At 58.0% G+C, this 21,649-nt stretch carries 16 protein-coding genes; 8 read left to right on the top strand and 8 right to left on the bottom strand.

The window, feature by feature from the left end; translation table 11 throughout:
- Positions 1-298 precede the first annotated feature (298 nt).
- Both NKJ12_RS20770 and NKJ12_RS20765 read left to right on the top strand, forming a co-directional pair.
- The gene (locus NKJ12_RS20770; RefSeq protein ID WP_352507232.1) at positions 299-2,050 is read left to right on the top strand and encodes a type I secretion system permease/ATPase; all 1,752 of its coding nucleotides are present in this window, start codon (positions 299-301) and stop codon (positions 2,048-2,050) included.
- A 242-nt stretch (positions 2,051-2,292) separates the two neighbouring features.
- Entirely contained in the window at positions 2,293-3,591 is a 1,299-nt protein-coding gene (locus tag NKJ12_RS20765) for an HlyD family type I secretion periplasmic adaptor subunit (RefSeq protein WP_352507233.1), read from the top strand.
- 37 nt (positions 3,592-3,628) lie between these two features.
- On the opposite strand, the gene NKJ12_RS20760 is transcribed toward NKJ12_RS20765, so the two are convergent.
- The 6 genes from NKJ12_RS20760 to NKJ12_RS20735 form a co-directional block, all read right to left on the bottom strand.
- Positions 3,629-4,891, bottom strand: a complete 1,263-nt coding sequence (locus NKJ12_RS20760; RefSeq protein ID WP_352704738.1) for a polysaccharide biosynthesis/export family protein — start codon at positions 4,889-4,891, stop codon at positions 3,629-3,631.
- The gene (locus NKJ12_RS20755) at positions 4,878-6,152 is read right to left on the bottom strand and encodes a hypothetical protein (RefSeq protein ID WP_352704736.1); all 1,275 of its coding nucleotides are present in this window, start codon (positions 6,150-6,152) and stop codon (positions 4,878-4,880) included. Before NKJ12_RS20755 ends, NKJ12_RS20760 begins: the two co-directional genes overlap by 14 nt.
- Positions 6,149-7,153, bottom strand: a complete 1,005-nt coding sequence (locus tag NKJ12_RS20750; protein WP_352480477.1) for an SDR family NAD(P)-dependent oxidoreductase — start codon at positions 7,151-7,153, stop codon at positions 6,149-6,151. The genes NKJ12_RS20755 and NKJ12_RS20750 overlap by 4 nt, the downstream gene beginning before the upstream one ends.
- A 74-nt stretch (positions 7,154-7,227) precedes the next feature.
- Positions 7,228-7,902: a sugar transferase gene (locus tag NKJ12_RS20745; RefSeq protein WP_352704735.1), complete on the bottom strand. Its 675-nt coding sequence runs from the start codon at positions 7,900-7,902 to the stop codon at positions 7,228-7,230.
- On the bottom strand, positions 7,899-9,035 hold the full coding sequence (locus NKJ12_RS20740; RefSeq protein ID WP_352480475.1) for a DegT/DnrJ/EryC1/StrS family aminotransferase: 1,137 nt from the start codon (positions 9,033-9,035) through the stop codon (positions 7,899-7,901). The genes NKJ12_RS20745 and NKJ12_RS20740 overlap by 4 nt, the downstream gene beginning before the upstream one ends.
- 47 nt (positions 9,036-9,082) lie before the next feature.
- A complete protein-coding gene (locus tag NKJ12_RS20735; protein ID WP_023675619.1) occupies positions 9,083-9,805 on the bottom strand; it encodes a nucleotidyltransferase family protein in 723 nt (240 codons plus the stop codon).
- Positions 9,806-10,316: 511 nt separating this feature from the next.
- Between NKJ12_RS20735 and NKJ12_RS20730 the strand changes: the two genes are divergently transcribed.
- Positions 10,317-10,991, top strand: a complete 675-nt coding sequence (locus NKJ12_RS20730; protein ID WP_352480474.1) for a LuxR C-terminal-related transcriptional regulator — start codon at positions 10,317-10,319, stop codon at positions 10,989-10,991.
- A 181-nt stretch (positions 10,992-11,172) separates the two neighbouring features.
- Here the strand turns inward: NKJ12_RS20730 and NKJ12_RS20725 are convergent, their stop codons facing one another.
- Positions 11,173-12,912, bottom strand: coding sequence for a PAS domain S-box protein (locus tag NKJ12_RS20725; RefSeq protein WP_352507237.1), 1,740 nt, complete (start codon positions 12,910-12,912; stop codon positions 11,173-11,175).
- Between the two features lie 287 nt (positions 12,913-13,199).
- On the opposite strand from NKJ12_RS20725, the gene NKJ12_RS20720 reads away from it, so the two are divergent.
- From NKJ12_RS20720 to NKJ12_RS20700, 5 genes are all read left to right on the top strand, one after another.
- Entirely contained in the window at positions 13,200-13,910 is a 711-nt protein-coding gene (locus NKJ12_RS20720) for a helix-turn-helix transcriptional regulator (protein WP_352507238.1), read from the top strand.
- 243 nt (positions 13,911-14,153) lie between these two features.
- Positions 14,154-15,236 (top strand): NAD-dependent epimerase/dehydratase family protein, encoded by a 1,083-nt coding sequence (locus NKJ12_RS20715; RefSeq protein ID WP_352689632.1) that lies wholly within the window; start codon positions 14,154-14,156, stop codon positions 15,234-15,236.
- 162 nt (positions 15,237-15,398) lie between these two features.
- Positions 15,399-16,934 carry a lipopolysaccharide biosynthesis protein gene (locus NKJ12_RS20710; RefSeq protein ID WP_352704733.1) on the top strand — a complete coding sequence of 512 codons (1,536 nt, stop codon included), beginning with the start codon at positions 15,399-15,401 and terminating at the stop codon, positions 16,932-16,934.
- Positions 16,931-17,974 (top strand): glycosyltransferase family 2 protein, encoded by a 1,044-nt coding sequence (locus NKJ12_RS20705; protein ID WP_352704731.1) that lies wholly within the window; start codon positions 16,931-16,933, stop codon positions 17,972-17,974. Before NKJ12_RS20710 ends, NKJ12_RS20705 begins: the two co-directional genes overlap by 4 nt.
- 95 nt (positions 17,975-18,069) lie before the next feature.
- A complete protein-coding gene (locus NKJ12_RS20700; RefSeq protein ID WP_352704729.1) occupies positions 18,070-19,116 on the top strand; it encodes a class I SAM-dependent methyltransferase in 1,047 nt (348 codons plus the stop codon).
- Positions 19,117-19,431: 315 nt separating this feature from the next.
- Here NKJ12_RS20700 and NKJ12_RS20695 read toward each other — a convergent pair whose 3' ends face one another.
- The gene (locus tag NKJ12_RS20695; RefSeq protein ID WP_352704728.1) at positions 19,432-21,648 is read right to left on the bottom strand and encodes a GumC family protein; all 2,217 of its coding nucleotides are present in this window, start codon (positions 21,646-21,648) and stop codon (positions 19,432-19,434) included.
- Position 21,649: the final 1 nt, after the last annotated feature.

Below are 21,649 nucleotides of genomic sequence, written 5' to 3'. Positions count from 1 at the left end.
GCCTCAGACGCTTTGAAGCCCTGATGCTACAAAGATGACCATAAGCTTCTGCGCCGTGTCATGATTAGGAATATCTCCTTACTCGAGCCGGTTATCCCCAGGCTGGCGAGCCAGTTGCCGAATTCTCAGCCTGGCGTCACGATTTTGCTACATTTTAATCAAAGAAGGCACATATGTAAGCAATTCGTAATGTTCCAGCAGCGGGGCGGAGCTGCTGCTTCCCGGAAGGTTAAAGTTTGTCCCTCATCGAAAGAATCGACGAGATTGCGCGGCAATTTCGCGTCAACGAGCGCGCATCATGAAGTCGACCAAAGAGCGCTCGCTCGATCTACGCTCCGCAATGTTTGGCTGTGTGCACGGCCTCGTCGGCGTAGGCGTTTTCTCCGCATTGATAAATATCCTCGCCTTGACCGGCTCCGTCTACATGCTCCAGGTCTACGACCGCGTGCTGCCTTCGCAGAGCGTGCCGACTCTTATCGGATTTACCGTCGGGATGCTGGGACTTTACGCGGCCTATGGGCTCCTCGATTTCGTGAGGCTTCGCCTGTTGGTCCGCATCGGCAGCCGCCTGCATAAAAATCTGCAGCAAAAGGCGTTTGCAGCCTCGCTTTCCCTGCCCCTGGTCGCCGGGCCGGATGCGAACCGGATACACCCGCTTCGTGATCTGGACCAGCTACGTGGCTTTCTTTCCGGGCTGGGGCCGACGGTCTTATTCGATGCTCCCTGGATACCATTTTATATGGTGGTCATCTATCTGCTGCACCCCGCCCTTGGCGTGCTGGCAACGCTCGGTGCATGCGCCGTTGTTTTTTTGACGGTGGTTGCCGAGATCATCGGCCGCAAACCTGCGGCTCGTGCATCTGAAACACTCGTCGCGCAGCGGCTGCTGGCCGATTCCGGCCGCCGCAATGCAGAGGTCGTTCAGGCGATGGGCCTGTCTGCTCCGCTTAGCCGGCGCTGGAACGAGGTCAGTCATCTTTATCTGAAGAACCAGGAACGGCTTTCGGACGTCGTCGGCGCAGCGAGCTCACTGTCGAAGACGCTGCGAATGGCCTTGCAATCATGTGTGCTGGGGCTTGGTGCCTACCTTGTGATCGGGGGCGAGGCCTCGCCCGGCGTGATCATTGCATCGTCCATTTTGCTGGGCCGCTCACTAGCGCCGGTCGATGTGGCCATCGCAAACTGGAGAGGGTTTCTGGCAACCCGCAAGAGCTATTCCGAGCTGGCGGCAGCGCTGGATGCCTTTGTTAGCCAGCAAGAGACAATGGAACTGCCGCGCCCAAAGGCGGAGCTTGCGGTCGAAGATTTGACTGTCGCGCCACCAAGCCTGCAGAAGCCAACCATCTTCAATGTAAGCTTCCGCTTGGCAAGAGGCGCAGGGTTGGCGGTCGTCGGCCCGAGCGGCTCCGGCAAGACCACGCTCGTGCGCGCTTTGGTCGGGGCGTGGAAGCCGCTTCGTGGCACGGTAAGATTGGACGGCGCCTCGCTCGATCAGTGGAACTCAGAACTGCTCGGCATTCATATTGGCTACCTGCCACAGGACGTTGAGCTGTTCGACGGGACGATCGCCGATAACATTTCGAGGTTCGGTGGCAAAAGCGACGCAAAAGGCGTGCTGGCAGCTGCCAAGGCTGCGGGCGTGGACAAGATGATCATGCGTCTTCCGCAGGGTTTTCAAACACGCATCGGAGAAGGCGGCGCGGCCCTTTCGGCTGGGCAGAGGCAGCTCGTCGGGCTTGCCAGGGCACTTTACGGCGATCCCTTCCTCGTCGTTCTTGACGAACCAAATTCCAATCTGGACGCAGACGGCGATGCTGCTTTGGCCGGCGCAATCCTGGCTGTGCGTCAGCGCGGCGGTATCGTGATCGTCGTTGCGCATCGCCCCTCCGCTCTCGTCAACATCGATCAGGTACTCGTCCTGTCGAACGGGATGCTCCATTCGTTCGGCTCGCGCGAAGACGTTCTGGCAAATGTGGTCCGGCCCTTCCCGCGTCCGGACAAGCCAAACATTGTCGTTCCGCTGCAGCACGGTGCAAGCGGGCATGCGTGAGGTATTGCTTAGTGTCTAACGTGACCATGTCGTCATATGCTGCGGTTGGCGGCGAAGGCCAGCCGACCGGGGCGAAGCCGGAGTCGGATGGCATTCGAGCCAATCTACCCTGGGGTAATCTGGTCCGGAGCCTGGCAACAAATTGTCGTTCCGCCGCGCAAAGGTGCGGCCGAGCATATGCGAGGTATCGCTCCACTGTTACCGTGTCGTCATACGTCGCCGCCGGCGGTGAGAGCCGTTCGTTGGAGACGAAGCCAGATCCGGATGGCATCCGGGCCAATCTGCTCCTGGGCCTGGCAACCAGCTTGCTGTTGGTCTTTGGCGGAGGGCTCTGGTTGGGATTGACCAAGATTGCCGGCGCGGTGATTGCGCCTGCGACTGTGGTGGTCGAAAGCAACATAAAAAAAGTGCAGCATCAAACCGGCGGCACCATCGGCGGAATCTTCGCGCAGGACGGCGATCATGTGAAGGCCGGCGACGTGTTGGTCAGGCTGGACAACACCTTGACCCGAGCAAACCTGCAGATAATCACCGAGGACCTCAATCGCGCCACCATTCGTCTGGCCCGACTGGAGGCCGAGCGCCAGGGTCTGCCGGAAATGCAGATCCCGCCCGACCTTCGCGCTCAAATGGGTGATCCGCAAGTGGCGGCACTTGTCAGTGGCGAGCGTGCCTTGTTTGAAAGCCGTGCTGCGGCGCTGGCTGGCCAGAAAGCCCAATTGCAAAGCCGCTCGAAGCAGCTGGAACGTCAGATCGATGGCCTCAAATCGCAGCAGTCTGCGACCGACGAGTCTCTGGATCTGCTGACCAAGAACCTTGCAGATGTCGAATCTCTCTATGCAAAGAAGTTGGTGTCCAAGGAGAGGTTGAGCAATGTCAGCCTGGAGAAGACCCGGACTCGCGGCGAATCGGGACGCCTTGTCGCGGCGATAGCGGAGGTACAGGCTCACATCAGTGAAACGGACCTGCAGGTGCTTCAGCTCGACGAACAAATGCGGAGCGACGTGACCAACGAACTTCGCGAAACGGAAGCCAAGCAGACCGAACTCAGTGAGCGCAAGGTGGTGGCCGAAGACGAACTCGGCAGGACAGACATTCGTGCCCCGCAGTCGGGCACGGTACAAGAATCCTCGGTCCACACCGTCGGAGGCGTAATTGGCGCCGGAGAGGTGCTCATGATGATTGTGCCCGATTCCGACAACCTTGTTGTCGACGCTTCCATTCCTCCGTCGCGTATCGATGAGATTCATCCCGGACAGCAGGTATCGATCCGCTTTCCGGCGTTCGACGCCGGCACCACACCTGCTTGCGAAGGCTCGGTCAAGCGCGTCTCAGCGGATCTGATCAAGGATCAGCAACGCCAGCTTTCCTATTTTTCGGCTCGCATCGACGTCGAGAATGAAGCGACCTGCCTGACTGGAGAGAAAATACTCAAACCTGGCATGCCCGCCGAAGTCCACATAAGAACCGACGAGCGCAGTGTCTGGTCCTACTTGATGAAGCCTCTTACCGACCAGTTCTCCAGGGCCTTCAGGCAGTAAGGGGGCTGCCACACTCTCAACCGGCAGCCCGGCCGGTTCATCGGGTCGCCGCATTTTCGAGAGCGCTGCTGAACCTGACCTCGATCGTGTCTCCCGGCATGACCTCGGTGTCTTCTTGGGCAAGCTGTTTCCGCCATTCTTCGCCGAGCTTGCGAATGATCGTAACCTCGGCCTGGATCCTTTCGCCGGCAACCGGCAACGGCAGGGCGGCCGCTCCCGTGGGCTGCAACTTCTGGCTGGCGGCGCGAAGTCTTGCGCTAACATCGGCAAGGCGCACGTTGGTATCCTTCAGCTCGGTCAGCAGACCGATCCTTCTTTGGTTGTCATTGCGTTCGCGCTGTCTGGCAAAATCGTCCTGCTGACGTCGTGCTCTCATAAGTTCAACCGAGGTTTCGAGTGCCCGGCTGGAAGAGAGCACCAAAGCGCGCCGGACGTCGGCGAGCCGGGTATTGGTTAGATTTCCCGACTCAAACGCTTTCCTTACGCGCGCCAGTTCGTCTTCGTCCGCCTTCACCCCATCCGCTTCGGCCCGCTCGCGCTCGAGCAAGGTCTCGGTTTGCGCTGCAGCATCCTTGCCACTTTTGTCGAGAAAGCTCTGCTCTTTCTGGAAATTGTCCAACGAGAGCTTCAGCCCTTCTGCTTCGGCCTGCGCGATCGCCGACGCAAAACCTGCCGACAAGGGCGACCCTTGTGGTGGCTGCATGTCGAAAGTCGACTTACCCTGAAGTTCGGCGCGGAGACGGGCGCTGTGAAAATAGTCTCTCGTGTATTCCCCCCAAAGCGACTCATAATCGCGCCGCAGATCCACCGGATCGGGGCCAACCTGGTTTGCCCGGGACCGCAAAAGGCTGAAGCCACCTGACACGGCAATCGCCTGCCGCACGGTCATCAGCGGGCGATAGGCCTGCTGTCCGGGAGTGAGCACGTCGCCAGTCACATAGATCGGCCTGTACTCTGCAACCACGGCGGTCACGTCTGTCGGCTTGATGACGATCATTTGCTCCCGCCCGTCAGGCAGCCGCTGGTGGAATATCTTGGTTGGCAAGATCGTCTGCATGCGTGTCTGCAGTTCGGCCGGAGTCAGGCCGCCAACCGAAACCATCCCGACTTCGGGAAGCGCGATCGTGCCGTCCATCTGGACCACCGCACGTTGCGTTCGCTCAGAGATGGAGGCAATTCCTATCTCGACGGTATCGCCGGCGGAAAGTCGATAAGGAACCCGTGCTTCCGCCGCAGCGGCCGTTTCCATCGCGGCTAGCATGCCGAGCACGACAAGAAGGATTCGATTAACGAGGACCATTGGCGGCAATCTCCTTCTGGTTCGACCGCGACTCTTCCGGCCAATCGAGACGGGTGATGAATTCGTAGACTGGCCCGCCAGGCACGCCCCAGTTGCTCGACCAGATCACCTGTGAGCCGTCGGGGGACGGCGAGGCATGGGTTTCGCTCCAATAGTCGGACGAGACGTTGTGGGTTTGCGTAACTCGTCGAACCTCACCGCTGCCGTCGAGGCGCAGCGCGATCACCTCTCGCGCATATGGCGCCCAGTCGCGATTGGCAGATATCTCATCGGGATTGCCGCCATAGCTCACGAACACCCAGCCGCTCCTGTCCAGTGCCCGCGCGGACGCATGCTCCGCTTCGCCAAATTTCATAAGCGAGGTGACCTTCCCGTCGATCAGTCTCCTTTTGATGACGTGATATTTGTCAGGGTCGGATTTGCTGATGCCCACGAAAACTTCGCTACCGTCGTCATCGACCGTCATATCGCCATGGCCGGGCCGATGATGGTCCGTCCACCTCTGCCGCAACGTCCCGTCGACGGAGAAAATAGCTCGCTGTTCTGTGTCTTCGTTCACGTTCTGAAAGCACAGGATGTTCGCTCCCAGCGGGGAGATCGAGCAGGCGCTGACCGTTCCGGCAAGCTGGGCAAGATCGATGTCAGGAAATTTCCGGCGCTGCTTGAGATCATAGGCAAAGGCAACCATCGCACCATCCCCACGGATCGCGCGCACTGCTATGCGATCGCCGTCGCGGCTAGGATTGCCTTTGGACGGACCGAACTGAAGATCATGGTAATTCGGCGACACGAACAGCACGTCTTCGCGATTGGTCCGTGGCGCCCAGGTCGAAATTTTCCGGTCCTGAACGCAAATCATCAGATCGGGATTTTGCGGATGCCATTCGCATTCAGCCGATCGAGCGCGACGGAAAAGCGGGACATAGGTGTGCCCGTCGAAAAAGCACATGCCATTGCAGCCGTTGGTGATGACGAGGAGGCTCTGGTCTGAATTCCATGCCTGGGAGCTGGAATAACGGTGGCTGCAAAATTTCTTCTCGCATACGACGCCATTGCCAAGAGCGCCAGGCTTGGTGATGCGCATGAAAACTGTCCCGAAGGCTGGATCCGTCGCGGGTTGAAGATAATCGGGCAGATCCATCATCACTGGCGCGACAAACTGTGTCGGCGCGCTGTCTTGCCGGCCGCTGGCCGTGGACAAATCCAACGACAAGGCAGCCGCAATCAACAGCGGAGCCAACCCACGCGGGCGAAAGGTCATGTCATGTAGCCCATTTCGTGTCGCACCCGGCCTTCGCTGAGGCGCCCTTGCCACCATCCGATGGTCCGCTCCAAGCCTTCGCGCAGGCTGGTCTGGGCGCGCCATCCAGTCTTGCTTTCGAGGAGCGAAGAATCGGCCAGCAAGGCACGCACCTCGGAATTCTGCGGCCGCAGCCGGCGCTCGTCGCGGTGAATTGGTTTCTTGCAGCCACTCAACTCGATCACCAGATCCAATATGTCCGAGATCGTCACAGCGCGCTGGCTTCCGGCGTTGTAGGCATGGCCAAATTCGAGCTCGGCCGAACCTGCGGTCAAAAACGCCGCCGCGGTGTCTTCCACGAAAGTAAGGTCGCGGATCGGGCTTGTGTCTCCCACCATGATCGCAGGGCATTTTTTATCGAGAGCCTGACGTATGATGGTCGGTACGATGGCCCGCTCACTTTGGCGTGGGCCGTACGTATTGAAGGGCCGCATGATAACCACGGGAATGTCGAACGATCTGGCGTAGGACTCCGCCATCATGTCCGCACCGATCTTGGATGCCGAATACGGTGACTGTCCCTGCAATGGGTGGGACTCGCTGATAGGCATTGTCAGCGCGGTGCCATAAACCTCGCTTGTCGAGGTGTGCACCACACGCTCAGTCTCCCATTGGCGCGCCGCTTCGAGGACGTTGACCGTGCCCAGGATGTTGGTTTCCACATAGGACTGGGCGGCGGCATACGAATACGGGATAGCGATCAGTGCGGCGAGATGAAACACGACCGCCTGGCCGCGCACGATCCGATTAACGAACGCGCTGTCGCGAACATCGCCGCGGATGAGGTTCAACTGGCTTCGTATAGTGTCCGGTAAATCGTCCAGCCAGCCGTGGCTGTCGAAGGAATTGTAGAGAGCCACCGCGGTGACGTCGGCACCGCTACGGACGAGCGCCTCGGTGAGATGCGAACCGATGAACCCATCGGCACCCGTAACCAGAACTTTCCTGCCCTTGTATGCCATGACCCAAGCGTTCCCCCTATGACGTGAGGCACTGACTTTGCAAATCCACGAGAGCGCCGATGTCCCACCTGCTCTCAAGTTCCGATCGGCGGCGGCGAAACGACGCCAAGCACCGCCAGCAGGCCGCGCACCATCCAGACGACATCGGAGACGATCGTGCGTTGCGGATAATAGGAAAGGTCAAGCCTGGCTTTGGCCGGAAACAAGACCTCGCGGTAGAACAGTAACGGGTCCACGGATCGCGGATAAAAATGCGCTTCATTCCGGAAGAGAACCTGGGCTGGACCAAGCAAGCCTGGCTTGTATTGTAAAATACCCTCGAAGCCCCCGCGAAAACAATCGGCGAAGACAAGGCTCTCCGGGCGCGGCCCGACGATTGCCATCTCGCCCCTGAAGACGTTCCAAAGCTGCGGCAGCTCGTCGAACTTGGTGACGGCGAGGAACCGTCCTACCGGCGTCATGCGGCTGTCATCGGCCATGGTCAGCGCCAAGCCACCGGGATCGCATTTTACGCTGAACTTGCGGAACTTGTACATGCGGAATGGGCGAGCACCGGCCCCGACGCGGGTCTGCGTAAAGAAGATGGGCCGACCGCCTTCCAGCAGCAGCGCCACGGCAATCAGCAACATCAGCGGAGCAAAGACGATCGCCGCGGCCGCAGCAATGACGAGATCAATTGCTCGTCTCACAGTCCCATGGGCGGCACTTGAGACGTTAGGCCGGTGAATGGCTAGGTCCAGGGCATTCATGCGGCTGTTCCTGTCTGAGCGCAACCGCTAACCGCTGCGGCAAGAGCGACAACCACCGTTTCGACCAAAGGTGCCGTGACCTGCGGATGCAGCGGTACCGTCAGCTCGCGCTGCGCGAAATCTTCGGTGCGCGGCAAATGAGTATCGGGGATAAGCTCACGATAGAGCGTCATCTGGTGCACCGGCGGGTAGTGGATAGTGGTTTGTATCCCTTGCGCGCGCAGTGCGTCGATGACGTCTTGCCTGTCGGCGTAACGTGGCAAAAGGATAGGCATGATGTGGTAGGCCGACGTCCGCGGCTCGTGGAACGGGATGGTCACGGCCGGACAATGCTTGGCTATGAGACGGCGATACAGCATGACCAGGATACGCCTGATCTCATTCCACTCCTGCAAATTTTGCAGCTGGACGAGTCCGATCGCAGCCCGCAATTCATCCATGCGATAGTTGAATCCGAGCATGGTGACATCATACTGAGGGGTGCGGCTGTTCAGCCTTTGACGTGTCCCGGTGGTCATCCCATGTCCACGCGCCTGGCGGATTGTCTCGAGCAGACCGGCATCCCTGGCGATCACAGCCCCGCCTTCCGCCGTGGTCATGTTCTTGTTGCCGTAGAAGCTGAAGGCGGCCGCGGCACCAAATGTCCCCACCTCCTTCAAGCCCGGTGCATGCGCCGCGTCCTCGACGATATGCAGCCCCCGGGCACGGGCGAACCTCTGCCATTGTTCCCGATCGGCGAGATAGCCGGCGAAATGGACGAGAATGATTGCCTTGGTGCGGGTCGTGCATTTCGCTTCGGCTTCCACGATCGACATCAGCGGCACGTCGGCTGACTCGATGTCGACGAAGACCGGCGTCGCACCGACATAGAGGACCGCATTTGCGGTCGCCACGAAAGTCAAGGATGGCACCAGCACCTCGTCGCCCGGTCCGATGCCAAGAGCGTGCAAAATGAGATGAAGCGCTGCCGTACAAGAACCGACCGCGACGCAATCCTCCGCACCATGGACGTCGGCAAAAGCTTGTTCGAAGGCTCGTACCTGCTCCCCCATCGTCAGCCAGCCGCTGTCGATGACCTTGGTCAAAGCAGTCTTTTCCGGCACACCCAGGATCGGGGCACTGACCAAGAGCATCACAACCTCCTAGACTGATAATTGTGGGAACCGAGCTCGTGACTTCATCATGCAGCCGTCGCGGTGACCTCGATCGAGGCCGACTGGTCTTCCCAGGAAATGGTCTGTGCGTTCTGGAAGTCGTCGACGCGCCCGATATCGAGCCAGAGACCCTCATGCTTGTAAACGTGCACGGTTGTGCCGTTCTGCATCATCTGCAGCATCAGGTCGTCGAATCCAAAGGGTATGCCGGATGGGATAAACTGCAGAACGTCCGGGTTCATGCAGTAAATTCCCATGCTGACCAGATGCGAGAGGGTCGGCTTCTCGCGAAAGACCTGCACGGTATTGTCGACTTCGTCGATGACGCCGAAATCCATCTTGATCAGACGACAGGCTGTTGCGATCGTCACCGGATCGGTGTGCTTACGGTGCGCTGCTACAAATCGACTGAGGCTTAGATCCGTAAGGACGTCGCCATTGAGAACGATAAACGGCTCCGTCAGTTCATCCCTGATCAAAGACAGTGGCCCGATGGTGCCAAGCGGCTCCATCTCCTGCGTATATCGAATCTTCAGGTTCCACTGCGAGCCATCTCCACACACGGTGCGGATCAAGTGGCCGAGATACCCGGTTGTAATATAGACTTCCTGAATACCGTTGCGTCGCAACCATTTCAGAAGCATCTCGAGAACCGGCCGTGCGCCGATCGGCATGAGCGGCTTCGGCAAGACCGATGTGAAGGGGCGGAGGCGTGTTCCCATTCCTCCACATTGAATCACCGCTTTCATCCTGGTCCTCCCTTGTTCATTCGGCCTGAACGCTATCGTCACGGGCCGGCTATCCTGCCTTGGTCAGCACCCGGGAAACACGTTCTTTGCCCCTCCGAAGAACCGGTGAGATTTCCCGTAGAAGACCGGTGAGATTTCCCCGCCGATCCCTGATCCGGACATTGCATCTGGATGGTATGTGGCCGTCGGGGTGGATGTCGTCGTGCATTCGAATGGTAACAATTCGGCCGTTTTGCTGTTCTATATCTTTGGATCTATGGCAGTGCTGAACGACCAGCCGGTCTGTCAGCTTTCCAAAAGGTCAGAACGTATGTTCGACGACGTTCGGCGGGTTCGCTCACAAGGGGCAAAAAAAAGAGGAGCGTTTCCCGTTATTTAAGATTATATTAGAAATTCGGCGTTTGTGGTGTTGGGGGTGCCGCGGCGTCGGCTGGATGAATCGACGAGTGAATGGCTACGACTTCAGGCCCATTACCGTTCAATCCATTCAGATACGCGTTGGGGTAGTTCAATGTATCGAATCGTCATCGCCGACGATCACGGCTTGTATCGTCGCGGCTTGCGATTGGCACTGACCGCAGGCATTCCAGGTGTAGAGATATTTGAAGCGTCTTGTTTCGACGCGGTGCTCAGTTTGCTGGCGGAGCAATCGTTCGTGGATCTCGCGATCCTGGATCTGAATATGCCAGGCCTGTTCAATCAAGAAGTGCTCGGCGGGATCCTGTCCGCCTATCCGGATACGCGATTTGCGATCGTTTCCGGTAACGATTCACGCTCGGAAATACTCACGGCTCTGTCGATCGGGCTTCACGGTTACATCGTAAAGTCGCAGACGGACGAAGAGGTTGTTTTGGCCGTCAATGAAATCCTCTCCGGGCGCATCTATGTTCCCGCACTTCTGTCACGCTCGGGTGCAACGCAAGCAACCCACGCGCATACCCACTCCGAGAAGGGCCCACAGCGACGTACCGCTGGCGTCAACCTTGGCAGGCTGACCTCGAGGCAAAAGGAAGTCCTCAAGCTGATGGCGGAAGGCTATTCAAACAAGGAAATTGCGCGCGATCTGGAAATCGCGGAGGCGACCACGAAAATCCACGCTGCTGCGGTTCTGCGTGAATTGGGGGTACGCAATCGGACCGAGGCTGCCGTTATGCTGAAGACTTGGCTTTCGAGACATGCCAGCTAGAGCGCCGCGCGTCCTTTTGGACGTGCAACGGCATCCCATGACTCCTCACGCATATTACTGCATATCCCAAAGCCACGGCGCAGCTTTGGGCCAACGACATTCTTGGAAAGAACACTGCCCATCTCAAAGGCCGCTCAGCGCCACCCGCCTTTAGATATCTGCTTCCGATTGTAGCACTGCACTACAATCCGATTTCCTTGCGCGACAGCCGCAGCGAATACCGCAACCCTTGGTCCGATATTTCCAGCCTGGGAGAGTGACCGACAAGCGGCGCTCCATCCACTCCGATTATCATGGAACCGAACCCATGACGGACTACACTTGAGGTCCGCCGCCGCCCCGATTCCACCCACTCGAACACGACATCGCTGCCTGTGTCTTCAGCTGCGAACGTCCAGCTTACGTCGATCCGGCCTTTTGAATCGCCAAGCGCTCCGTATTTCATGGAATTGGTGGCAAGCTCGTGAACGATCATTGCAAAACTCTCGGCGGCGCCTCCCGATATCGCCACGGACGGACCGCTGACCGATATGGCGCGTGTCCCCATATAAGGGTGCAACTCTTGCGCAACGAGATCGTTTATCGCCCCCGATACGCTGCCGTTGCGTGAAAGAAGCAAATGGGTTGCCTCGAGCGCGCGTATCCGATCGATCAGCATTTCCTTGTATTTGGCGACGTTGTTTCCGGGAACATCGACCATCTTCACGAGCGCCGTGATCACCGCGAAAACATTGCCGAATCTATGACGCTGTTCGAGCATGATGCGCTCCCGCTTCTTTGCCGCGGCACGCAGCAGCGTGGTTTGTCGTCTCTCGCTCAGGTCGGCAGCCACTCCAAGCCGCTGTCCACCATCATCATGTCTTTCCTCCCTTCCGCGCAGCGCAACCCAGCGGATATGTCCGTCCGGTCGGCGGACACGTATCTCAACATCGTAATTCGTGACCGATGGTGCGGCCTTTCTCGATGCCGCCAGCTTTGGCCAGTCCGCCGGATGGACGACAGCTGACAGTTCCTCCAAACTGCGGCTATTGGCCTGGGCCAGGCCGAGAATGTCCCAGAACGTGTCCGAGCCCGTGACTGTCCCGTCTTTAAGGTCGATGCGCCACGTGCCCAAGCGTCCAGCAGACAGAGCGAGGTCCAGCCATTCCTTCTGAGCCCGAAGCGCTTCGTGAACAGCGCGTCGTTCCGAAATATCGTCGACCACCACGAAGATGCTCTCCGAGAGTCCCCCCTTGGGCACGGACGAAGAAAGCGTTAGCCGAGCCCAGAATGCCATACCGTCCTTTCTTAACAGACGGACCTCGGAAACGAACGAAGAGATGTCATTGCCCAGCCTTGCCAACAATTGCGCCAAGGTATGCCGGTCGTTCGGATGGGCGAGCGTATCGAGCCGCAATTGGGCAAGCTCCTCCTCCTTGTACCCGGTCATCTCGCAAAGGCGTTTGTTGGACTGAAGCAACTCACCTTTCTCGTTGGTGTTCGCGAATCCCAGGGCAGCACGTTCGAAGGCCCAACGATAGCGGCTTTCTGTCGCTTCGACGGCAGCTAGCCTGGCCTCCGCGACTTCCAGCAACTCACGCAAGTCCTGCCGAAGGCGATGGAACGTCATGGCAATTACCCCGCCCGAAACCAGAAGCAGGATTGCGCGTGCCCAATCTCCATTTGAAATGTGATCGTGTCCTCGCGCCCACAGGCCGACAGTCACCATCAGAATGGTCGCAGCAAGCGCTGCCACGCGGTCTTCGAGATAGGCGATAATAATAATAGCCGGAATAAATTCCAGAAAACTGGCGCCTTGCCCAATATAGGCTGACGATTTGATTTCAAATATCAGTGTGGCAGCTAACACCGATGCAGAGGCAATATGAGTTAGCAATCTGCCCGACGGGTTCGAATTCGACCTGCGCGACTGCGAGCTCATGGACACAGACTACAACCTTCTGACTAGCCCGTCGAGACTAGAGCAAAAAACGTACAGCTTAGTACCACTGCCGGATTGCCATACCGCTATCATAGCGCGCATTTTATCGGACGCAGCGGGGCCTAAGAGCTGCCTTAGAACTGTCGGATCATATTAAGTTTTTCAAGGTGGCGATGAACATATTATCCGTCAGCGCATAGAAGACTAGAATCCAGCGACACATAGAAGACTACATGAATCCCGAATACTTATTTCGGGCGTGTGAAACTTTGGGTTAGGGGTAGAAAATGAATCTGATCGATAGACAGGTCAATGCTTCTTCGAGCAATCGGTACATTGCTACGAGGACCAGGTATGATTTTGAAGCGCGGAATACGCGGCCCTCTTCTGGTCACCTTGCCGATCGCGCATCGGATCTATTGGACGCAAGGTTCGGCGAACAAAAAGGCCGCAGTCTGGAATCCATAACCGGCGTGCTTGATCGCATTGGCTGTGGCTATCTCGTGCTGAATCGCGAGAGAAAGGTGGTCGAGTGGAACGCAGCCGCCCAAACCACGCTTGAGCGCCAGGGGGAAGCGGCCGACACGGCGAGCGGGCTTACGACCGCCCTAAGGCGGCTGATCGCAAATGTTCCGGGTCAATTCCTGCCGGGCTCACTATCCTGGGTGGTGATCCGCAGCAGAGGCGACCGTCCGGTGATTCTGAACGAGAACGGCGTTATCGCTCCCGACGGAACGAGCATTGTGGCGTTGCTGGATCGGGATAACAGATCTGGGCCAAATCCTCGCACGTTGCAAAGAATGTTTGGCCTGACGAGCGCAGAAACGCACCTCGCCTTGCGCCTGGCTCAGGGCGACGCTCCTTTGGAGATCGCTCGCAGCTGGCGCCTCAGCCGCACCACGATCCGTTCCCAGCTTGCCTCGCTGTTCGCCAAGACCGAAACAAAACGCCAGGCGGAACTGGTGGCCCTTCTTGGCCGCATTTCGGTCCTGCCGTAGAGGCAGGCCACTGGATACCATCGCCGGACGTCGGCATCCGCCCGGGGATTCAGACGGCGCAAGTTGGAGTGTCATGACTTGGCAGGTCGTGCACCGCATGACGGAAGCCGCAATCCCGGACCGGCCATTCGGTACTGTCGAACGGATTCGAAAGGCGACAAGTTGGACAACGATCTAGGCAGCGAGTCTGTTCTTGCCGCAGCGGAGAAGGTGGAAATCGCTCGATCGCGTTCGGACCGCGCGGTGAAGAGACTGGCACGGACCGGACCGATCGTCGTCACCGGCGCGGCAGGCTTCATTGGTTTTCACGTCGCTTTGCGGCTTTTGCGTCTGGGTGTCGAAGTCATCGGCGTCGACAATTTCTCCCCCTACTACGATCCACGACTCAAGGAAGCGCGATTTGCGCGCCTCTGTACCGAGTCGGGCTTCACTCCGATGCGAATTGATCTGGCGGATGCGGCGCGTGTCCAGTTGCTGTTTTCAGAAGTTCGACCTTCAAACGTTGTGCATCTCGCGGCTCAGGCCGGCGTGCGACATTCACTAGTTGACCCGCATGCCTATCTGCAATCGAACATAATAGCCTTTCTCAACGTTCTTGAGGGCTGTCGGCACTTCGGCGTTAGTCACCTCGTCTATGCCTCTTCGAGCTCCGTCTACGGCTCAAATCGAACCATACCGTTTTCCGAGCATCACGGCGCCGATCATCCTGTCAGTCTGTACGCCGCAACCAAGCGTTCAAACGAATTCATGGCGCACTCATACAGTCACTTGTTCGGCTTACCTATGACTGGACTGCGCTTCTTCACCGTTTATGGCCCCTGGGGCAGGCCCGATATGGCGGTCTATATGTTCACGCGTGCGATTATCGAGGGGAATCCAATCGAAGTAGCCAATGCCGGCCGCGTGTGGCGAGACTTCACCTATATCGACGATATCGCTGAGGGCGTGGTTCGAGCACTGGCTGCACCGCCGCGGCCCGATCCGCATTGGGACCCCTTCACCGCCGATCCTGCTACAAGTTCCGCGCCGCATCGCGTCTACAACATCGGCAACGACTGGCCCGAGGAGATCAACCGGCTCATTTCGATCATCGAGACCGCCCTTGGCTGCCGGGCGCTTCGCGTGGATGTGCCGTTGCCGCCTGGCGACGTTTTAGAGACACGCGCCGACGTCAGCGATCTTCGCAAGGCCGTCGGCTTCGCCCCGACGACGCGGCTTGAGGACGGAGTGCAACGCTTTGTCGAATGGTACCGGGACTTTCATGGAAGGGATGCCGCGACCAGCATACGGCAACAAACGTTGGTGCATGTAGAGGCCACCGTGTGATCCGCGCCTTGTCGGAGCGACGGATCCACGCGTCTGTTATCCTGTCGGGCTGCTGGTCTGGTCAAAAGATCAGCTGATGCCGCACAGCGTCACGACGACATTTTCCGGTCATCGATGCCCCGCGCGATCCTCGCGCAAATCAGCTTATCGCGGGCAGTTCCAATGAGCGATCTCGATTCGGAGACTGAACTTGTACTTGGCACGGAGCACAAAGAATTCGCCGCATCCGCGTTCTGCCGAACAATGTCATTCAGATGGATGATGGTGACGTTCAGGCCCCATCGTAAGCTCTATTCGACCGCATTTTTGCCTCCTCGGAATCGCGAGCTCATGTCCCAAAGCTACTTTCTGAGATCCAGGACGGTTCCTACGGTCGAGAAAATAATCACCCGTGTTCCTCCAAGCCCGATCGGCGGTATTCTTCGCGCGGCAGGAGGCGTTTCGGCCATGGCGATTGCCGGCCAGCTGACCCTGGTCGCCGCCATTCCCGTTTTGGCCCGGCTCTATTCCCCGGCAGATTTCGGGATCTTCACGATTTACCTGTCGATCGTAAACATCCTCGGTGCGATCGCAGCATTGCGTTTCGAGGCCTCGCTTTATGGGGTCAAGGACAGTGCGCAGGCATACGTGACCGTTAAGCTCATTCTCCTGGCTGTCATGGTGACGAGTGTCTTGGCCTTTGCGGCAGGACTGCTGTGGGCGAGCATCGCTCCAGCGCGAGTTGGCCACCTCGCCTGGCTCGTTCCACTTGGGATGGGGGGTGCCGGCCTCGTCGAAGCAATGAACTGCTGGAGTCTGCGCGTAGGCCTGCTACGCGACTTCGCCCTCGGCCGCCTGATTTTGCCGGTGACCATGGCCCTGCTGCAACTAACTTTTGGGCTCGCCCATTTCGGAGGCGACGCGATGGTGCATGCTCATATCCTGAGCCAATTCATCTTCATCGGAATCCTCGGCTCTCGGATTCTGAGCAGGAAGGACATAGGCGGCATCGCCCGAGCGCCGTGGCGGACCGTCTTTGTAGTCGCCAGGCGAGAATACAAGTTTCCATTGTTTGACATTCCGTCGGCCCTAGCGAGTTTTGCCATCATCAATCTTCCCGCAATACTCGTTGGTTCGCTGTTTGGCGCCGCTTTTGCCGGCTACCTGGGAGTTGCGTCACGGCTGGTGACTGCACCCGTCACGCTGATCGCCAACCCGCTTAGCAATGTTTTTGTATCTGAGGCGAACAAAACCAGCAGTCGCGCCCATTTGCTCGGCACCGCGCACGGCCTCTTGATGCTTTCAGCCGGCCTCACCGCATTGCCAATATTAGCGCTTGGCCTGGCCGCGCCATATATCGTCGTTCCCCTCTTGGGCGCGCCCTGGGTTCCCGCCGCAGACATTATGACCGCGCTGGCGTTCATGGGTGCCACGCAGGCGTTGTCGACACCGCTTCAAGATGTCCCGGCTCTCCTGCGGCGGCAAGAGGTACGACTTCTCGTCGACGGCGCGCGGACGGCGCTTGTATTTGGCCCGCTGCTCGCCGGTGCTGAGGCAGGTTGGGAACCACTCAAAGTCATTTATCTGATGGCGGCCGGCGGCGCCGTCGGGTTTGCACTGAAAACGGCGGCTTCTCTGTATCTTCTCCGCCACTACGTCGAACCATCGGGAGCCGCCATACCAAAGCAGAGTCATCATCTCGAGGGAAAAACACCATGAAGCACTCGCAGCTTGATCAGCTTCCAACGACCGATGTGGTTGACCAACATCATCGCGCTGATGCTTCGCGACTGCGCCCTTTCATTTCAGTTGCCATCCCGACCTTTCGCCGACCGGACACGATCCGCCGGGCGATGGATAGCATTCTGAGTCAAGATTTCGCCAGTTGGGAGCTGGTCGTCAGCGACGACGAGGGCCGAGAGGGAGCGACCTGGGCAATCGTGGCCGAGTATGCACGGACCGAGCCTCGCATCCGAATTGTCGAGAACGGTCGGGGCCGGGGTCAGGTCGAGAATACCAACAACGCCATGCTCGCTTGCGTCGGAAAATGGATCAAGCTGCTCCATGACGATGACTGGCTCGCCCCAGGCGCACTCAAGACCTTTGCCGAGGTTTCCACCAAGCATCCCTCGGCTGCATTCATGACCTGTGCCGCGAATATAATTGAAGACGATCGGATGAAATTCCGATTGCCACCGCAAGGGCGACAACGGATCTCCGTCTACTCGAGCCAGCAATGCCTAACGGACCTCTATCTGGTCCGTACGACGCGGAGCCTCGGGATCATCCCGTCGACGCTGTTGATCAACCGCGACGTCATTCACGCGGGTTGCCTGATGCGCGCGCACAATTCTATCCCGGCCGGAGTCGACCAGCTGTTCTTTGTTGACCTGGCATGCCACGGAGACATGGTCGCGATAAATGACGGCTTGATTTTCTACGACGCGACCAATCACCCGAGCATCACTACAACTAAGAATTTTGACGAAGTTGATCAAGTAACTCTTGCTGTCAAAGAGCTTAACTGGAATCTAATTCAGGATCGTAAACACCTCCCTCGCCCCGAAACTTTGTTACGGGCGCTGCGGGTTGCTCGTATTCCCTGCAGATTCCACCAGCAGTCATGGCGAGCGACGATCCAAGATGCCATGCAAATTCTTCGCCCATCAGTCATGAAAATTGCGAGCCAGCACATTCTTACTTACGCGTTCGCCATCCGCCCGAGACTGGGCCGGTTGCGTAGCCAGAGGCGAATTTAGCGTGGCGGCATCATTGAGGCCTGCGTTGGCCGGCTGGCACGCATTCTACACCGTCGAAGGCGGCTTTCCTTCGTCCAGGCTTCAGGGATAGCGAGATGACCATTTGTCCGGCGTGTGGCAGTGTATCAACCGCAAAATTGTTCGAAGTGACAGCAGACGAGGCCTCTCGACATTTCATCAATCCGCGTCAGGACCCCGATCGCTCCCGAAAGTTAACAAGCCACCTGTCGGATCTCTGGGGCCGTAACACTTGCGACATTCGCAAATGCGCAGATTGTGGATTCGGTTTCGCAGATCCGTTCGTCGCCGGCGGCTTTGAGTTTTATAACTTAGCCTGGGCGTACCCTTCTTATCCAACTATGAAATGGGAATATGCAAGAACAATCGAAGAGCTCGCGGGCCTGAATACTGGCGGAAAGACTGCTCTCGAAGTGGGATCGGGGTTTGGGTATTTTCTCGACCGCATCAAGAATAAATTCTTCCATACTTCGGATATTTCTGCCGTCGACTACAACGAAACGGCGCGATCAGTACTGGCGTCAAAAGGCTTCAAGACATTTGCAAATGACTTTCGAGATGGCAGCTTCAACCCCATGAAAGAGGCGTTCGATTTTATTTTCATGTTTCAGGTCTTCGAGCATATGGACCAAGTGGATGAGGTTTTTGCTCGCTTAAAATATCTTCTGAAGGCGCAAGGATCTGTTTTCATTGCCGTGCCAAATGAAAACAGAACGTACTATATGGAGTCTCACGGTTCGCTCGTAGACATGCCACCAAACCACATTGGCCGATGGACGAAAGGAGCCTTCGATGCCATATGTCGGCGGCACGGCTTGCAATTGAGCAAATGCGAGCGCGAGCCGTTCAATCTCGCCAAATTCCTGAAGCAAGACATCGTCCACAGCTTTTTGCGTAAGGGACAAAAACCAGGTAGTGTGAGTGAGTTCGTGCGGGCCTTGCCGCGAAGCAAAGCGCAACGAATGGCGCAAGGTTTGACCGCCCTTGCGATTTCACCGTCACGCTTGCCGGCATGGGCATACGCCATCAGGAACGCATCTACGATGGGCGGGAGCGCACTCTGGGCGAAAATCGACAAAGTCTCGTCACCTGCGCCACGGATTCATCGCCAAGCCAAGCAGTAATGAGCGGTGCCACGCCGCTTGCAGCGGGAAGGTGATTTTGACACCACCAGGCTGCTGGACCTGCCAAGCAGACGAAGGATGGCATCAGGGGCGTCGCCTCAGGCGTGGCTCCCGAAATTCATGAATGCCCGTCCGGCGGCTCCTGGCCAGTAGGTTCCGTTGTGACACCTCGGCCCCACGCTCCGGACGGATCTCTCCGCAGCAACCCCGGCTACGGGCGAATGGCCCGCGCCGGCAGCCGATCGGCGCGGCGCCTAAAACGGGGATTTTCAACGGGCGGTGGTGGGAAGTAGGCAACAGCAAAAGCCGAACTCGTCATGCTCCCTCCAGCAAGAGATCAGCGCTGTCCCCGAACCGGTAACCCGCGTGCTTCCTGAGATTAACCTTCGTGAGAACGCTTGCGACGGGAACCGAAGCTGGCGTATCGCCCGCAAGCAAGTCTAGGACGCCTCGCGCGATGCTGCGTCGCGTTTTCGCCCAGCGAATGGCGAAAAGAACCACGTCACCCCAGCCTGTCAGGAGTCTGGCCTCTGGTCCCTCAAGCCCCAGCGGCCCATTTATGATGACCACCCGATAGACCGAGTGCAGTTCATCTTTGAAAGGGGAGCCATCGACACTGGACAGCAAGGGCAGCAGATCCTCCGACGGTGCGAGCGCCATGAAATCGATTCCGATTGCCGACATTCCAGCTATCGCATCGCGCAGCGCACAACGGTCATTGATATAGTCTCCGAAAAAATTGTGCGGCTTACGTGCGCTGAATTCCTTCACAAACTCGCCTGTAAGGCGGCGGTCCGTGCGGTCCAGATCAATAAAGAGTACTCGCCCTCCAAGTCTTGTGGCCGCCAAGGCCATGCTCCATGCGAGCTCGGTCTTGCCATCATCCTCACTGCAGGATGTTATCAAGATTATGTTCGAGCAATCCCTCGCCCGCCGGGGCGCTGCAGCGACAAGCAGGGCCGTCACGGCGCGGCTGTATCTTGACTCCTGCTGACCTGAAACCAGCTGCTGCAGTCGCCTCGCGTGCGTTGTGGCAGCCTGGGGTATTAGCCCGAGGCACGGAACTTTGAGCGCTGCTTCAGCTTCGGCCTCCCCGTGCAAGGTGCTATCGAAGCGTTGGCGGACAAGTATGAAGATCCCCCCAATCAGGCCAAACACAACCATGCCGGGCGGAATAAGAAATATTGGCGAAAGAGTCGTTGGATTGGTAGGAGGCCACGCCGCTGAGAGAAGCCTGACCCCGGGGGATGGACTTGCAATACGCCGCATCAAGTCTTGTTGCCGGGTCAAAAGGTCGTTGTAGCGCTGCGTCAAGATGCCGACCTGGGGCTCGAGAGCGCGCAATCCGGAAAGCCGGCCGGCTGTATCGGCCACAACCGCATCCAGGACGTCCTTACGCTTTTGCAGCACCGCTATTTGGGAGCGATAGATGTTCGTCTCGGCAGCGACGCGGGCGATTTCTTGTTCGATCTCACGATCGATCGCATTTGTGACATCCTCATCTGTTGTGCCGTTGGCCTGGCGTGCCAAGAGATCGGCCAGCACGGGTGATCCGATGGTTTCGGCTACCGCGGCAACCGACGCGCCCCCCTTTCGCAAGTCCTGAATGTGTTGAAGTCGAGATTCCGATGCGGAGAGATCGGCTTTCGACAAGGAGATTTGCTGGGTGAGTTCGACTATCTCCTTGGCGGCATTATCCGCTGCACCTTGGTCGATCGCGCCATGGCTCAGCCGATACCTCTCAAGACGATCGGTCGCTTCTGCGAGACTGTTCTGTGTAGCTGGAAGTCCGGCAACTATCGATTCAAGTTCCAGTCTGTCCGATGCTTGGCTTTTCCTTGCCAGATCGCCAATATACACTTGGACGAACGTATTGGCGATCAAAGCAGCTCGCGCCGGATCGTGATCGGTGAAGCCGACACTGATGACCCTCGATCGCAACTCCTGGCCGATCCTTATACCCTTACGCAGTATCTTGAGTTCAGCCGCATCTGGCTCCGCCGGAGTGCTTCGCGGCCAAATTTCGGCTAGCAGATCGGCTGTACCCGAGCGCAACTTCGGCGGCTCGACGCCCGCAGGGTGAGCAGCAGAATTTTCGGTAACAGCATCAGCCTTTCTAGTATTGTTGAGAGCGTCCGTTTTGCGCAGCGCTGCCACCACGCTTCGCAGATGGCCTTGCGACGAGAGCATGGTGATGTGGTCGTCAATGCTGGAATCCAGCACATCTTGAGTAGAGACCGAGCCGCCGGCAGGGGCCGCTCTACTAGGTGCGTCGACGATTACCTGTGCAGTGGCTTCATACAGGGCAGGCCGTGCAAGACCCGCAAGCGCGGCTAATACACCGCCAGTGATGACCATGGCCAGCAGGAACCATTTTTTTCTTGAGAGGGTAATGAGGAGCTGATGGAATGGGGTTTGCGTGTCCATCTGTTCGCGTAAGGGCCGTTTCATGCGCGGAGCGATTTCGCGCGCAGGCACGTGCATTTCGTTAACGTGCGGAAGGTGGATGCGGCTAACTATGGACCCTTCCATC

This window comes from Mesorhizobium sp. M0195, assembly GCF_040322115.1.
Taxonomy (GTDB): Bacteria; Pseudomonadota; Alphaproteobacteria; order Rhizobiales; family Rhizobiaceae; genus Mesorhizobium.
This window is presented reverse-complemented; position numbering and strand designations above follow the sequence as displayed.

Bases quoted from the DNA above. Each gene is read 5' to 3' on its own strand.
- NKJ12_RS20770 (WP_352507232.1), top strand. From the start codon at position 299: ATGAAGTCGACCAAAGAGCGCTCGCTCGATCTACGCTCCGCAATGTTT.
- NKJ12_RS20760 (WP_352704738.1), bottom strand. From the start codon at position 4,891: ATGGTCCTCGTTAATCGAATCCTTCTTGTCGTGCTCGGCATGCTAGCC.
- NKJ12_RS20755 (WP_352704736.1), bottom strand. From the start codon at position 6,152: ATGACCTTTCGCCCGCGTGGGTTGGCTCCGCTGTTGATTGCGGCTGCC.
- NKJ12_RS20750 (WP_352480477.1), bottom strand. From the start codon at position 7,153: ATGGCATACAAGGGCAGGAAAGTTCTGGTTACGGGTGCCGATGGGTTC.
- NKJ12_RS20745 (WP_352704735.1), bottom strand. From the start codon at position 7,902: ATGAATGCCCTGGACCTAGCCATTCACCGGCCTAACGTCTCAAGTGCC.
- NKJ12_RS20740 (WP_352480475.1), bottom strand. From the start codon at position 9,035: ATGCTCTTGGTCAGTGCCCCGATCCTGGGTGTGCCGGAAAAGACTGCT.
- NKJ12_RS20735 (WP_023675619.1), bottom strand. From the start codon at position 9,805: ATGAAAGCGGTGATTCAATGTGGAGGAATGGGAACACGCCTCCGCCCC.
- NKJ12_RS20730 (WP_352480474.1), top strand. From the start codon at position 10,317: ATGTATCGAATCGTCATCGCCGACGATCACGGCTTGTATCGTCGCGGC.
- NKJ12_RS20725 (WP_352507237.1), bottom strand. From the start codon at position 12,912: ATGAGCTCGCAGTCGCGCAGGTCGAATTCGAACCCGTCGGGCAGATTG.
- NKJ12_RS20720 (WP_352507238.1), top strand. From the start codon at position 13,200: ATGAATCTGATCGATAGACAGGTCAATGCTTCTTCGAGCAATCGGTAC.
- NKJ12_RS20710 (WP_352704733.1), top strand. From the start codon at position 15,399: ATGAGCGATCTCGATTCGGAGACTGAACTTGTACTTGGCACGGAGCAC.
- NKJ12_RS20705 (WP_352704731.1), top strand. From the start codon at position 16,931: ATGAAGCACTCGCAGCTTGATCAGCTTCCAACGACCGATGTGGTTGAC.
- NKJ12_RS20700 (WP_352704729.1), top strand. From the start codon at position 18,070: ATGACCATTTGTCCGGCGTGTGGCAGTGTATCAACCGCAAAATTGTTC.
- NKJ12_RS20695 (WP_352704728.1), bottom strand. From the start codon at position 21,648: ATGGAAGGGTCCATAGTTAGCCGCATCCACCTTCCGCACGTTAACGAA.